Annotated in this window: 10 protein-coding genes; all 10 read right to left on the bottom strand. The window is 54.0% G+C overall.

The annotated features are described in order from the left end of the window. Positions 1-43: 43 nt before the first annotated feature. Complete coding sequence (locus Fuma_RS12225) at positions 44-2,182, bottom strand: PulJ/GspJ family protein (RefSeq protein WP_077024391.1); 2,139 nt, start codon at positions 2,180-2,182, stop codon at positions 44-46. A 34-nt stretch (positions 2,183-2,216) separates the two neighbouring features. Then, positions 2,217-3,536 (bottom strand): type IV pilus modification PilV family protein, encoded by a 1,320-nt coding sequence (locus Fuma_RS12230; protein ID WP_077024392.1) that lies wholly within the window; start codon positions 3,534-3,536, stop codon positions 2,217-2,219. Further along, complete coding sequence (locus tag Fuma_RS12235) at positions 3,536-4,699, bottom strand: pilus assembly FimT family protein (protein ID WP_077024393.1); 1,164 nt, start codon at positions 4,697-4,699, stop codon at positions 3,536-3,538. The genes Fuma_RS12230 and Fuma_RS12235 overlap by 1 nt, the downstream gene beginning before the upstream one ends. A 2-nt stretch (positions 4,700-4,701) precedes the next feature. Then, complete coding sequence (locus Fuma_RS12240; protein WP_077024394.1) at positions 4,702-6,141, bottom strand: prepilin-type N-terminal cleavage/methylation domain-containing protein; 1,440 nt, start codon at positions 6,139-6,141, stop codon at positions 4,702-4,704. 39 nt (positions 6,142-6,180) lie between these two features. Further along, positions 6,181-7,056 (bottom strand): type II secretion system protein, encoded by an 876-nt coding sequence (locus Fuma_RS12245; RefSeq protein ID WP_077024395.1) that lies wholly within the window; start codon positions 7,054-7,056, stop codon positions 6,181-6,183. Between the two features lie 193 nt (positions 7,057-7,249). Next, entirely contained in the window at positions 7,250-8,488 is a 1,239-nt protein-coding gene (locus Fuma_RS12250) for a type II secretion system F family protein (RefSeq protein WP_077024396.1), read from the bottom strand. A gap of 375 nt (positions 8,489-8,863) precedes the next feature. Beyond that, entirely contained in the window at positions 8,864-10,567 is a 1,704-nt protein-coding gene (locus Fuma_RS12255; RefSeq protein ID WP_077024397.1) for a GspE/PulE family protein, read from the bottom strand. Between the two features lie 101 nt (positions 10,568-10,668). Next, on the bottom strand, positions 10,669-11,793 hold the full coding sequence (locus Fuma_RS12260) for a type IV pilus twitching motility protein PilT (protein ID WP_077024398.1): 1,125 nt from the start codon (positions 11,791-11,793) through the stop codon (positions 10,669-10,671). Between the two features lie 422 nt (positions 11,794-12,215). Then, the gene (locus Fuma_RS12265) at positions 12,216-13,907 is read right to left on the bottom strand and encodes a GspE/PulE family protein (protein ID WP_077024399.1); all 1,692 of its coding nucleotides are present in this window, start codon (positions 13,905-13,907) and stop codon (positions 12,216-12,218) included. Positions 13,908-14,261: 354 nt separating this feature from the next. After that, positions 14,262-14,723: a hypothetical protein gene (locus Fuma_RS12270; RefSeq protein ID WP_145944137.1), complete on the bottom strand. Its 462-nt coding sequence runs from the start codon at positions 14,721-14,723 to the stop codon at positions 14,262-14,264. Positions 14,724-14,824: the final 101 nt, after the last annotated feature.

Here is a 14,824-nt window from a genome sequence, read left to right on the forward strand (position 1 = left end):
CAACAGAACGTTGCCGTCAACAGATGTGATTTATCGATTGCCGCTACCGACTTGCCAGTGGTAGCAGTAATGTGAGCTGTCGCGGTTCACCGCTGGTTTCATTCATGAATCTGATGGTCAGCCGCATGGACTGAAGGGGACGGCGATTGTCGATAGATTCCCAGACCGCAGGTACAGGTCCAGGCGATATTGTTTCTGACACTCGCTTGCCGGGTGTAGACGGAAACGTCGGAGGGACGGGCCCGCTGTCTCCTGCTCGAATACAACGATACGCAATCTGGAATGCTTGATCCGGAAAGCCCTGATTCGGCGTTGCCCCAAACGGAACAACCTGGTCCGCATCCCATGCAAATTCTCCATCGCCGTCCGCGTCCCAGCCAGCGACTCCATTTGCGACATACTGAGCAGGTACTGCGAAAACGACATCGCCCACGTTGTACGAATTACCCGGTGTCCAATATCCCTGATAGGTTAGTCCCGCCTGAGTGGCACTTAATGCTGGTGGCGGCATAAACGGTGACGATGGGCCGGGTGGTGCGTCTGACTTACGCGGTGGATAGACAACATAGCCAATGTACGGTGGCGAAGTCTCGACGGCATCTGGAACACCGTCACGATCCGGATCGACGAAAATTCCGGGAGGAAAGCCAGCAAAGCCAGGCGCCGCTGGAGCCGGGTGCCAAGTATCAAAAACGTGTGGTTGGCGATCTGCTTCCACAGTAGCCGACGGGTCATAAGGAGCCAGCGGGCCGTACGTGAACTGCCCTAAAGCAGTGCTTGCCTGCAGATTTCTGCGAATGTGGTAGTCTCCGATCACCGGTGGATTTGGCAGCGCAGGATCCGAGTCCGCCAGCGACCCATACCCCGGCACGACAAATCGATTTGTGCGTTGATCCCATATCTCAATCTTAAACTCGTGAACGTTCGCGAGCAGAAGGTCTTCCATCCTCCGCAGTCCGCCGTCACCAATTGTGCCCGCTGGTGAGTCGTCAAATTCATTTAAAAGGTCGACCCCTGCTGGCATACTCAATGGCGTGTTCAACAGGTCATACGGATTGCCGCCCACTCCCTGTCCCCGAGAGCCATCTGCATTGCCGGTTGCGCCGGTTGACCCGCCCAGAATGGAAAGCGACGTCGCGTCACTATCAGTAGACCCTTCAACTACGGATGGAATCTGAGGCCAGTTCCAATTCACACTGGACGTTTCCGCATGCGTTGGCCGACCGATGAAGGTTCGCGTTACATTGTTGTCATGTTCTCGCGAAAGTCCGGTAAACTGATTGAATCCGAATCGGTAAAAAGGATTTCCGAGTGACGCATTCGCGGCACCAGATGTCGTGAGCTTGTTACTTAAAGCGTCTACGCCGATGAACTGGGCTGACTGATTCCCAGCAGGGCTAAAACCTGCGATGGCGGAAAAGTCGAACCATCGGTGAAAGTCATTATTGAGTCCGCTGGAACCCAGCAGGAACCGTCCGTCGTAAACCGGTGGTCCGGCCGAATTCACACCAGCAAGCAAGTCATTGTTCGCACCGCTCGTCGGCTGAGGTTCGAGGTCACCCCCCGCAACGCGACGAGGACTGCGGATCAGGACGACTCGTCGGTAGAGATTTCCATTGCGAATAAAGTACGCAATCTGAGCGGAAGGCGAACTGGACGCGAAGTCGGCCGCGAGACTACCGTCGTCAACTTCCGGCTGGTTGGGATTGGCGTATAGATTGACGGGAGTGGTCGTGGTGTCTCCAGCCTGACGATCCTTGAGAGATTGTGCTAAGCCGTAGAAGTTGTCTTCAGTACCGCCCCCCGACCCGAGTGTGACCTTCGCTGTAAACTGGATGAAGTCGTCGAAGCGGCAGTCTGTGTCGTTTGTCGAGATGTACAGGTAGCCTTCGCGGTTGGCGAGAGCCTTCGGCCCCAAGTCCTGATCTTCATTGGGATAATAGGCCAGTGGGTAACGCATTGTCATTGCGTCGAAGTCACTGCGAATCAACGTAGTCACTGAGCGGACCTTTTGATCGCTCTCGCTGATCGCACGTTGCACACTGACGCTGTTGGTTGCCATCTGAAAGACTGATGCAAACATCGTCATCATCAGCAAGACCAGCGACACCGAAACCAGCATCTCGACAAGCGTGAATGCCGCCCGGTTGGCAAATTTTGGGTTTAAAATTTTGTTCTTCATAAAGATGTCCATCCGGCTCTGGTTGAACTGGTTCTTACAGAGACCGCGATCCCATCGGATAAACGTCGACAATTCCCGGTATCACCATTGCGCTAGTTCCGAACGTTGCAGCAGGGTGTTCAAGCGTGACCCGATATACGCCTGCCGATGTTTCGTGATATTCTCGAATCCGGTGCCACTTGGCGGCCGTCATGTCAAACACAAATCCGCCCTTCTTCAAGGGGGGCTCAGCCACCGTACTGGTAATCAACACATAATCGGTCGGAAACGAAGGTGCCGTTGCGGCGTAGATAATCTCGTCCGCGTATCTCGGTTCGCCGCCAAACCTGACAACCACATCCACGCCGCGTGCGACGCCATCCGGTGCTCGTCGCACGGTCAGGAACCAGGAAAAATCGACTGGACGGCGGGTCTGAATTAAAACCTTGCCAACAGCGACTGTATCCGGAACACCATTGCCCGATGTGTCGACGCGAAATTCGCGAGGCAAAGTTCGAGGTTCAATGTAACCATCCTTGTTGTAATCGAAATTCACCACAGCTTCAGACCATGTTGCATCAAGGTTAGATGCAATTTCCAACAGAGGGTAACTCTGGCTGTATTCTCCATCCGCTGTGAACAATACGATTCGACTTCGTTCCGGGTCGCGAATAATTCCACCCGGTGTTTCAGTCGCTGACGTTGGAACAAGTTGCAAAGCCGCTGCGTCGGGCACAACTTCCTGTGGAATTCTTAACCCGGCAACACCGCCATTCGCAATGATCAAAGGCGACCCGGTGGCCCCCGCAAACCCGTTCTCAAGAATGAATTCAAACTGGGTGTCCCACGCATCACCAAGACTCGTGATTTCCTGAGCAGTGATACGCAACGCTCGGCGTTGATCGTCCGTTAAGGTTGCCGGGTTTAGATTGATACCCAATGAACTGGCGATACCACCATCGAACCTTGGAAAACCGCTCGGGCCATTGCCGTTGTCATGCCCAAATGAATCCGCCAGCGTCGTGTCGTTGGTAAAGCCAAGGTCGTTGCTGTATTCAAAGATCGAAAAATAGCCGTTCGGGTCGACGATGTAGTTTCTTTGTCCTCCGCGATAGTGCTCAGTCAGATTACCATCACCATCAGGATCGAAAATCAGAGACGGCTGCACATCCAATTGGGCTTCGACGTTGTACTTTAGGATCGCTGCATTTGTTCGCTTCGTTGCTTGTGCGGATTTCAAGGTGGCTATGGGGAACAGAGTGATGACTGATGTAACTCCGATCGCCATGATCATCAGCGACATCAACACTTCTGTGAGCGTTACGCCGAGACGTTTTCCTTGAAATGCTTTGGTTGGGATTGAATTAGCCTGCATCACTTGGCCCCCGTTCCAATTTCGGCGAACCGATAAGGATTGTCAGCAAACCCATTGCCTCCGCTGGCTATGTCAGTGGGATCGATTTCGTTTACTGTGACAGTTCCCGTCTGAGCAAAGATCGTGACCAGACGCCTATCCTTAACCAAATACGGTTCCGCTGCGGTGTAGCCGGTTAACCACGGACCAGAAACTTCATCTGCCGGTATAAACTTACTGGCACCGCGAACCTGAAGCTCGAAAGTATCGAGCGGGGAGCTTGGGTTACCGTCTGCCGCCGGATTGATCGAAGCAATCCATTGATCTTTGAGCGTTTGCGAGTCCACGTCGTCGCATACATACAAATGGATCAATCCCGCCGCTGCTGCCGCGCCAATCACGTTACCTCTTGGCGAAAAGAACACATCCATGTACGGCGAAAACTGTCCCTCCGAATCGAGAACGCCGGGACGCCACGCGATGGGAATCTGCGAACCATCCAAATCCAGAACAACTCCTTCCGGCAAAATCGATGGCTCGCGAGGAAGTAGCTGAGCAGGTAATTGAATTCGGTAGGTTTCCCCTTCGCGAGCAATCACACTGCTGGCATCGCCAGGTTCGGAAAATGGAATCTGCAGTAGCAGAATCTCAGTCGGTGTGGGCGGGACTGTAATATCAATTAACGATGTGTTGACGCCGTACCAACTATTGCTGCCTGCAGGTATCTCAATTAGAGACCCATCGATAATTAGCCCGCGCCGTTTCAGTTGCCACCATCCCTGACCAACGCCACGAACGACCGTTACGTTGGGTGAGTCTGGGTTGTTGTCGCCATCGAGATCGAGACGCTCCAGGCTTACCTGGCCGGGGGCCGATGACAGCGGCCATTTATCGCCAGGCTTGATGTAGGCCATTGCGGTAACTGCGCGTGTGTTCACTGGGTCGACGAAGAAACGAACGCCACGAGGTTCCTTTTGGTAGATGGCTCGGTCACGTGCCCCCGCCAGATATGACTGAATTTGCCCGGCTGCACCGCTGACTCGGTCGGCATCACGCGCATAACTCACGCCGTAAATTGTCATTGACAGGATCAGAACCAGAATACCGATAACAACCAATAACTCCACAAGAGTGAAGCCACGCCGTGTCTCGATGGCTGACTTTGTAAAAGGTCGGTAGTGCATGATTATCTACCTCCCGCCCTGCGGTTGCGATTCGTCAGGTTATCTGAAATGAAGTCGGTCATTAATTCAAAGTCACTGGGACCGCCCAGAGTTCCGTCCTGGTCAAGATCCAGATTGTACATCGCCAAATTGCCGAGATTTGCCGTGTCGGAAGGCTCGTACAAACCTAATTGTCCATCGCTGCCTGCTGAAACAATTAGAGGTGCGTGAAATGTATCCGGAGTGTGATAATTCAATTCATTGAATTCCCAGGTCAGGTCGACCGAGAAAGTTCCAATCATCAATCCATTTTCCAGGATCGAATACAGCAGCCCAGCGGGGTCATCCGGGTCACGAAGCAATGGATCTGGAGGGATAATGACATTGACGTCCGCGATGCCTGGGTTGTCGGGAAAACTACTTGCGATTGCCGTTATGTATGCCGGTGAGAAATCAAGTCTTCTGGGTAGCCCCTTGATTAAGAATTCCGCGACCGACCGTTCGTCTTGCCCTACAACTCGCCCGTTGAACTCACCAAGAATTGTCGGGGTACCGTCTACGGAAATTACCATCGCCAAGTCAGTGTCATCATCCTGGTTGGTGATGTCTGCCGGGTTCGACAAAGTAAACGCTGTTGGATTCAATGTCGGATCAATCAGCCGGGTAGGCCATCGATAGAACCGAAGTGGTCGGCCCCACGAATCGACGAATTCCAAAAAGCCATCGCCATCAGTGTCCGCTATCTCAGACTGCTGGAATTCACTCTCGCCGGTGCTGGATGCGCCATAGCTGCCCGAATGAAACAAAAAGTAGTAGAGGAACTCAGAAGACTCAGTGGAGTGCGTTGCCTCATCCGCCGCCGCCGCGACTTCGTGCTGGACGTGAATCGTCCAGTTAGCCTCAACTTGCGTCGTGATTTCTGCCGCCGTTGGATTCGTATTACCTGCGTCAATCAACTGTTGCTTGGCAATCGGATTAGCCCAACGGTTTTCCAATGAATCCGGAACACCGTTCCCGTTCGCATCGTTGCCACCCGCCAGCAAATCGAACGCACGCTGAGGAAACTCAAACCGATATGCCGCCTTCTTTGCCAAAATGTCCCACACGATATTCCCGCTAGTCTGGCGAGTCAGAATTGCCTGGGTTCTCGCTGGATTGCCGGCAAACGGAGAAGCACCGGGTGCTCTGTTCGCAATCTCCCTTGAGAGATAGTTGATGTAGTTGCTTCTCCACGTTGGCAATACCGAAGGGAACGCTCTATCAAACGCTTCCGTCCTCTGCTGAACCAGCCGGTTGATCTTTTGAATGGTTGTATTGGTCGCCTCTTCGTTGGCTTGATCCGTAATCCCAAACATCACCGCCACGGACAGCCCGACAAGGAACGTGATAATGCCGACGACCACCAACAATTCGATCAGCGTGAAGCCGCTGCGATTCAGAGTTGTCTTTGATCGTGGATACATGATATTCCCCATTGCTGCAGAACTTCCCATTGGCAACGACTAGCGACTCAGCCGACCGCCTGAGAAGTTTGTGATGTTGTCTTTTTCTTCAGAGCGAGTGCTATCCATATCCATTCCCTCAGTCCAAATTGCTTTGAAGGTCGCCGACTGTTGAATGTTTCCGAATTCATCATCGGAACCAGGTGCGATCAGTTGGAACGTGTCTCGGTTCCATGGTGTCTTCCCGTCACCCTGATAGTAAACTGGATCACCGTTCAGGTACCGGCCGTTGTCGGCTGCCGAATACCACATCGGTACCTGATTTGTGCCGAGGCCATCGGTATAGGAATAGATCTCATCTGGTCCCGAATCAGACGGAGTGTCGTCAACAAGCCGAGCCTCCTGGTCCTTCCACTCTGTGAAGAATGGGCCGTCACGATTTTCTCCGCCGATGGCAAACGGCCACTTTCCATTTTTCGAAAACCCCGCCAGCGTAGGCGGCACACCAGCTCCATTAGCCACCGGGACCCCGCCCAGGAAGAATACAAGACATTCGTCTCCGGTAAGCTCTTTGTCAGTACCTGCCCACGGATGCCCGGCAGCCGGGCCTCGACCACCGGTTGTGAAATCAAAGTCTCTCCACATTGACCGAATCACGGCCTTGTCATTCGGGTGCGTATTCCATTCTGCAGCAGTGTCCCAAAGTGTGATGGAACTCGGCGGATACCGATTAAAGCGAGCTTTAAACGATGCCAATGCCTGCTCTAGTTGTTTTAGTTCCACTGACAGTGCTGTTTCGTCAGCACTTCGCCTTGCCTGCCCAATTGCGGGCAGGATCAATGCCAGCAGGATGCTGATAATCGTGATCACAGCGAGGAGCTCGAGCAGTGTGAAGGCTGAGCGGTGATTTGAATTGTGATTTGTCGGACGCTTCATGTTCAGCCTCTGGTTAGTTGGGACCAGGGAGATTTGTTTCAAAGTTACTGCTGTCGCCTCTTTCGAGGCTTTGCGAATCACACAATCCATCCCGCGAGCTTACGCCCACGGCCATGTGCTATCGCCCTCCGGGCTGGAAAGTGGCCCATGCTTCTTCGAGCGGTTGCTCGAATCGGCTGGCGGGCCATTCCGACTAGGAGAGATCGTTCAGGAGTTTAATCAGGGGAAGGAACAACGCGATGACGATGAAACCCACGATCAAACCGAGGACCACCACCATGATCGGTTCCAGCAAACTGATCAGACTCTCAACCTTCACTTCGACTTCTTCATCGTAGACATCGGCGACTCGATAGAGCATGTCGTCAAGAGCACCGGTCTCTTCACCCACGTCCACCATGTTGACCACCATGTCGTCTACAATTCTGGCTTCTCGCAACGGCACCGCGATGGTTTCCCCTTCGCGAATCGCCGTGTAAATATTGTCGAATGCTCGTTCAAACACATGATTGCCCGCCGTATCGCGCGAAATCAGAATGCCTTCCAGAATCGGAACCCCCGACGCGATTAGCGTGCCCAGCGTTCTGGTTACACGAGCAATAATCCCCAGATGCAAAATCTTCCCGATCAACGGGATGCGCAGGGATAACCAGTCGACCACAAAGGCCCCGGTTTTGTTTTTCCTCACGATCTTGATGAACAGGATAAAGCCCAGCGGCCCGATGATCAGCATGTACCAATACTTCAGCATCCAGTCGCTGAAGCCGATCAGCATTTCCGTCATGGCTGGCAGGTCGGTGCCGAAGTCGTCGAAGATCTTTTTGAACTTCGGGATGATGAACATCATGATGAACGACACGATGCCGACCGCCACAAAGATCACCGCACACGGGTAAATCATCGCACCCGTGATCTTGCGCTTTAGCGACTGAGCTTTCTCTTTAAATTCTGCCAGTCGTTGCAGAATAACTTCCAGTGCACCACCGGCTTCACCGGCTTTCACCATGTTGCAATACAGGTTGTCAAAACACTTTGGCTGTTTGGCCATTGCTTCTGACAATGTGTTTCCGGATTCGACGTCTTCAATGACGTCCATCAGCGTATTCTTAAGCGCGCCGGGCTTGCTTTGACCTTCCAGAATACGAAGGCTTCGCAGCAGTGGCAGACCGGCGTCCTGCAGTGTTGATAGCTGGCGAGTGAACGTACACAGAATCTTGGGCTTCACACCGCCAAGTGTGAATGTCTTCTTTTTGTCGCCCTGCTTCTTGGCGGCTGCCTTCGATTTTTTCTTGCGTTCGCGTTCGCGAATCTTGGTGACGTAATAGCCCTTCTCACGAATGATCGTCTGAGCTTCACCCTCAGTAGGAGCCTCGATGGTGTCCTTCACCTCGAGACCATTACTGTCCATTGCTTCATATTGGAAGACGGGCATTGCGTCACCTCTTGCAGTTGTTTCGCCGGTTCGATTCTGAACTCAGACTGAATGTTGCAACACGCAACAAATCAGGTATCCCCGGAGAAACATGTGATGAACAAAGCGAACCATTTCGCCAACCAATGATCATCAGTGGTTCTATAGGGCAAACATCATTCCACGAAACCAAATTTAATCGTAAAGACTGTTGTTGCAGTAATTTATGTTGCGGACTGCTTAGTAGAACCATGCAGGCCGCCATGTTTGTTCGATTGTGCTACAGCGGAAAAGGGCAATGGGGAAGTACGGAATGAAGAGTTGGGGAAAGCGAATCGCCGTTGGGAGTGCCGCAGAGGCGAGCCACGATAATTCCCTCATTCCCTATGTCCCCCACTAATCGAGATCTTCCATCACGGTTTCACGCACGACTTCGTCAATTGTTGTCACGCCATCAAAGATGAGTTTCAGGCCTGATTCTCGCAGAGTTGTCATACCCTGGTTTCGAGCGACGTCGCGAATTTCGTCCGCCGATTGTTCGGCCGCTACGCAGTCGCGAATTTCGTCCGTCACAATCAGCAATTCATACAAACCGACTCGGCCCTTGTACCCGCTGTTGTTGCAGCGAGCACACCCTTTGCCAAAGTAGAACTTGTATTTTCGAGCGGTGTCCAGGGGCAGCTGTAATTCCATTAACAGCTCATCCGATGGTTCAAATTCTGTGCGGCATTCGCTGCAGATGCGACGTACCAATCGTTGAGCCAGGATGGCTTCGACGGTGGCTGTGATCAGGAACGCGGCGACTCCCATGTCGCGCAGTCGAGTGATCGCGGTGGGAGCGTCGTTGGTGTGAAGTGTGCTGAACACAAGGTGGCCCGTCAGAGCACTCTGCACGGCAATTTCACCGGTCTCGTAGTCTCGAATTTCACCGACCAGAATTTTGTCCGGATCGTGCCGCAGGATACCTCGCAGAATGTTGGCGAAGGTCACGCCGATGTCCACGTTAATTGGACACTGCATGATGCCTTCGATGTCGTATTCGATGGGGTCTTCGCTGGTGATTACCTTGGTCGAAATGTCGTTCAGTTCGTTCAGTGCCGAATACAACGTTGTCGTCTTGCCGGAACCGGTGGGACCGGTCACCAGCACGATGCCGTTCGGCAGTTCGATCATGCGGCGGAACTTTGTCAGAATCGCCGGGTCCATGCCGATCTTGTTCAGGTCCAGTGCCACCACCGTTCGGTCAAGCACTCGCATAACAACAGCTTCGCCGAACAGGACAGGCAGCACGCTGACTCGAAGGTCGACCGGGTTACCGCCGACATTCAATTCGATACGACCGTCCTGAGGCAGCCGGCGTTCGGCGATGTCCAGGTCCGCCATCACCTTGATGCGACTGACGATCGCACTGGCCAGATGCCGCGGCGGCGGAACCATTTCGTACAACACGCCGTCCGCTTTGACGCGGATTTTGAATTCGTCTTCGAACGGTTCGAAATGGATGTCGCTGGCCTGGTCACGAATGGCAAGCAGGATCACCATGTTCAGCAGTTTTTTAATCGGCGCGGCGTCTGACAATTCTTCTTCAGACGACAGGTCGTAGCCGCGAATTCGGCCTTCATCATCTTCGTCAGCCTGAAGTTCGTCGATGACGTCTTCGATGCTTTCGTCGCGGTCAGCATAGTACTTCGCGATCGCTTCTTCGACATCCGCCAGACTGGAAACAGCTCCTCGAATTTCGTTGCCCAGCAGGTTTCGCAGGTCGTCCAGAGCTCCCACGTTTTGCGGGTCTGCCATGGCCACGGTCAACACGTCGTCACGCATTGAGACCGGCATGATCTTGTAGATCTCCGCCATCTGCTGAGGCACCAGTTCCAGCACCTGCGGCGGGATATTGGTTTCGGCCAGGTTAATGACCGGCATGCCCCACTGTTCGGCCAGAGCTTCTGTGACCTGAGTTTCCGTCACCATGCCCATGCGAACGGCGACCTGCCCGATCAACCCCGCACTTTGTTTCTGTTCTTCCAGAACATCCCAAAGCTGGTCGTCTGTCAGGTAGCCGAGGTCGACCAGAATTTGTCCAAGTTTTCGCTGTGGCATAACAGGTTTCGGGGTTAGGGTTTCAGGTTGCTGCCGTTAAGCGGATTTCGGATGCCAGTCGAGCCCGAAACCCGAAACCTGAAACCCGAAACCCTTCATTCCTAGTCATCGAACTCATCGTCGTCGTCATCATCGTCGTCGTCGAACACGCCCTTCTTGGCTCGTTCAATTCGCGATCGCAATTCGCCCGGATTGTTGGACTTCATGATTACGTCCTTTTCTTCGCACAGGCCGTTCTTCCAAAGGTTGAACAGCGAATCGTCGAGCAGAATCATGCCGAACTTGCGCCCGGTCTGAATGGAAGAGTTGATACGGAAGGTTTTCCCTTCGCGGATCAGGTTGGAGATCGCACTGGTGACCACCAGCATTTCGTAAGCGGCGACAAGGCCTTTGGGCTTGCGCGGCAGCAGCGCCTGAGACAGGATGCCGATGATACCGTTGGCCAGCTGAGTTCGAATCTGTTCCTGCTGGTTGGTTGGGAATACGTCGATGACTCGGTCGACCGTACCCTGAGCACCCGTGGTATGCAGAGTTCCGAAGACCACGTGGCCGGTTTCCGCCGCTGTGATCGCCGCTTCGATGGTTTCGAGGTCTCGCATTTCCCCCACCAGAATCACGTCGGGGTCCTGCCGCAAAGCACCTCGCAACGCATCCGGGAAGGACGCACAGTCGACACCGATTTCTCGCTGATTGATCGTCGACTTGTTGTGATCGTGGTAGTACTCAATCGGGTCTTCCATCGTGATGATGTGATGATCCAGATTGTTATTCATCCAGTTGATCATAGACGCAAGACTGGTTGTCTTGCCGGAACCTGTCGGCCCCGTGACCAGAAACAAACCTCGCGGCCGCTGAATCAGTTCGCGAACCACTGGCGGCAGGCCAAGCTGTTCGAAGGTCAGGAATTCGTTCGGAATTCGCCGCAGCACCATCCCGATCATGCCGCGCTGTTTAAACACGGAGACTCGAAAACGAGCTTTGTCACCGAACGCGAAGCCGAAGTCTGTCCCGCCGCGTTCCTGAAGTTCCTGCTGGTTTCGTTCCGGCGTGATGCTCTTCATCAACGCGGACGTGTCCTCTTTGTCGAGGCTTTTGGTTTCCAACCGCACCATGTGACCACCCTGGCGTACCACTGGGGGCTGTCCCACAGTGATGTGCAGGTCGCTGATGCTTTCACGAACCACCGTTTCCAGCAGCTTGTCAATTTGAAGTTGGCGAGGTGCCATTCAGTCGTTTCTAAGAAAGGAGTTGAGAAAGGACGAGATGTCTGAAGGGCGATGGATTGTTTGGCTTGTCGCTGTCTGAGTCCAGAAAACGCCGATCAATGAGCGTGGTACGCCCAGGACTGATTTCTTTGCCACATCGGCGGCGACGCACCTCAGAAGGTCAGCTCGAGTGGCCTCCTGAAGTCTGAACTTACGGTCGTGGGCTTCGCCAGACGTTCTGCGCGTGATTTCATTCCACGAGGACTTCTGGCGAGTCCCACGACTAAGGCTGCCCAAACTCTAGGCCGCGAAAATGCTCCCTGCCCGCCCGTTGAAGATTGAAGTGTGCCAATGAGCACGGCCGGTGGCCGGTGGTCCCTTGTATTGGGAAGCAATGGCAGAGCCGGTGGCACACAAGCCGTGAAATCATGTCTGACGCACCATTAGTGCCCTCCCTTGGATAATTTGTAAACCTCCTGCAGTGACGTAAGTCCTGCCATAGCCTTGTCTTTCGCGTCGTCGACGAGGGTTCTCATGCCGAACAGCCTGGCCTGCCGGCGGATATTCTGTGTGGGTTCGCTATTGAACGCCATTTCTCGCAGCGTTGAATTCATTGTCATCAGCTCAAACACCGCTCGCCGACCTGAATACCCGGAATGCTGGCAGCTTGCGCAACCTCGCCCGCGCACCCATTCGCTTTCTTCCAGCTCTTCATCTGACAATTCAAAGTAATCAATCTCCTCAGGCGTCGGCTGATAAGGTTCGCGACACTTCGCGCAAACCACCTTCACCAGCCGCTGAGCCATCACCGCCATCAGTGACGATGCGACCAAGAATGGCTGTACACCCATATCGATCAGTCGTGTAATAGATCCGGGCGCATCGTTCGTGTGTAGTGTGCTGAATACCAAGTGTCCGGTCAAACTAGCTTGTACTGCCATCTCACCGGTCTCAGTATCCCGGATTTCACCCACCAGAATAACGTTCGGTGCCTGCCGCAGCATAGACTTAATAATCTTGGCGAAGTCGAATCCGATACTGTGCTTTACTTCTACCTGATTAATCCCCGGCAGGTAGTATTCCACCGGGTCTTCTGCCGTGATGATTTTGCGGTCTGGGCGGTTCAGTTCACCAAGAGCACTGTACAGCGTGGTGGTTTTCCCGGAACCCGTTGGGCCCGTCACCAGGAAGATGCCGTTAGGCCGGCGGATGATGTTTTGGAACGTGCGATAGTTTTCATCGCTGAAGCCCAGGTTCCGGATACCGATCTTGATGTTGTCGCGGTCCAGGATTCTCATCACGACCGCCTGGCCGTGGTTGGTTGGCAAAATGCTGACTCGCAGGTCGAATTCCTTGGCTCCCATTCGAGTCTTAATGCGGCCGTCCTGCGGGCGGCGTTTTTCGGAAATGTCCATGCTCGCCATAATTTTGATACGAGACAGGATCGCTCCCAACAGGCGTTTGGGCGGGCTGTCTCGTTCAATCAGCGAACCGTCAATTCGGTAGCGAATGCGGACGCGATCTTCGAAGGGTTCGACGTGGATGTCGCTGGCCCTCATCTGCATGGCTTCTGAAATGATCAGATTCACCAGCCGAATAATGGGGGCGCTGTCGTCTTCGTCGCCTTTTTGAGCCGCTTTGGCTTCTGTTTCGGTGAATTCGATCTCGGTTTCCGTGAATTCCGAGATCATGGTGTCGACGGATTCTGTTTCCGTTTGACCGTAGTGGCGGTTGATGGCTCCCTGAATCGATTCCATGGGGGCCATGACGACTTTGATGTCGCGATTCAGTACGAACTGCAGCTTGTCCAGCACCTCAAGGTTGTTTGGGTTGTGCATCGCGACGACGACCTTTTCGCCTTCCAGATCCGTCGCAATCACAATGTTTTCCCGGGCCATCGACTCAGTAATGAGTTCGATGATGCTGTTGGGAATCTGCATGCCTTCCAGGTCGACGAATTCGTAACCGAAGGCGGCCGCCTGAGCCTTTCCCAGATCCGCTCCGTTGATGTAGCCGAGTCGGACCAGGGCGTCTTCGACCGTGATTCCGAGGCTGGCAGCCATTGATCGCGCTTCTTCCAGCTGCGATTCGCCAATGGTGCCGTCGTCGACGAAACGTTGTAGCCAATCTTCCATAGGGAAACTCCGATGCGACCAAATCGACAAACTCAGGCGTACGCCCGGGGCCGAGAACAGGTCAGTTGCGTGAAGATGGGATGCCCGAGTCGATACTTCTGTTATCGCACGGACTTGCGTCGAATATAGAGAAACAGCGAACAGCATTCGATCAGGAAAGCTGATCTGAAGAGACAGAAAGACAGGATTGCTCCGATCAGCGATGTGGACCGGCGCGATTGTCAGAACCGATCGTGCCAAAAACAACGCCTGAACGCGTCAGCAGAACGATATGCGAGGCAGCAGGGGGACTCAAGCGACGGCGACGTTCGGGGGGGTTAGGGCAGAGGGTGACCGTAAGGCGGCGGCAGGTTCTCAGCGATTCCAGCGGGTTGGCTTCAGGAATTTGCCTTTCGAGCGGCGTTTCTTTTTCTTCTTACCCAGCAGCAGGCGAGGCGCAAAGCAGACGACGTCCCACACGGGGACGAAGACGGCCTTGAAGCCCTTCCCGATCAGTTTTTCCGTGTTTGTGACGGCGCGTCCAATGCCACGGAAGAAGCGATTGACGGGGCCGATATCGCCGTCGCGTTGAGGCAGCACGCCGCCCTGGTTTTTGGCTCGCACGAAGGTGGTGCCCTGAGCCAGGCGGCCGATTAGCGGGAGGCGGCCGATCGTCGCAAACGGTTTGTTGAAGCATTCAAAGCAGTGAGGACACTGAAACGGCCGCACGAACATCAGCGCGCGAAGGTAGTCCAGCGGAGCCATTTTTAGTGGCGTGAGTCGCTGGCGGCAGAAGCTGCAGCGGTAGGGTGTCTTGTTTTTCTTGCGTTTAGGCATGCGCTACCATCAAAGTCGTCGCCTGGCGACCGTCCGGAAGTCAGTTGAAGCAAGCCGCAAGTCGCTGGTGCTATCGTGGACCTGCGGTCAGCCTGCTGGGT

Origin of the sequence: Fuerstiella marisgermanici (genome assembly GCF_001983935.1) — a bacterium.
In the GTDB taxonomy this organism is placed as follows: Bacteria; Planctomycetota; Planctomycetia; order Planctomycetales; family Planctomycetaceae; genus Fuerstiella; species Fuerstiella marisgermanici.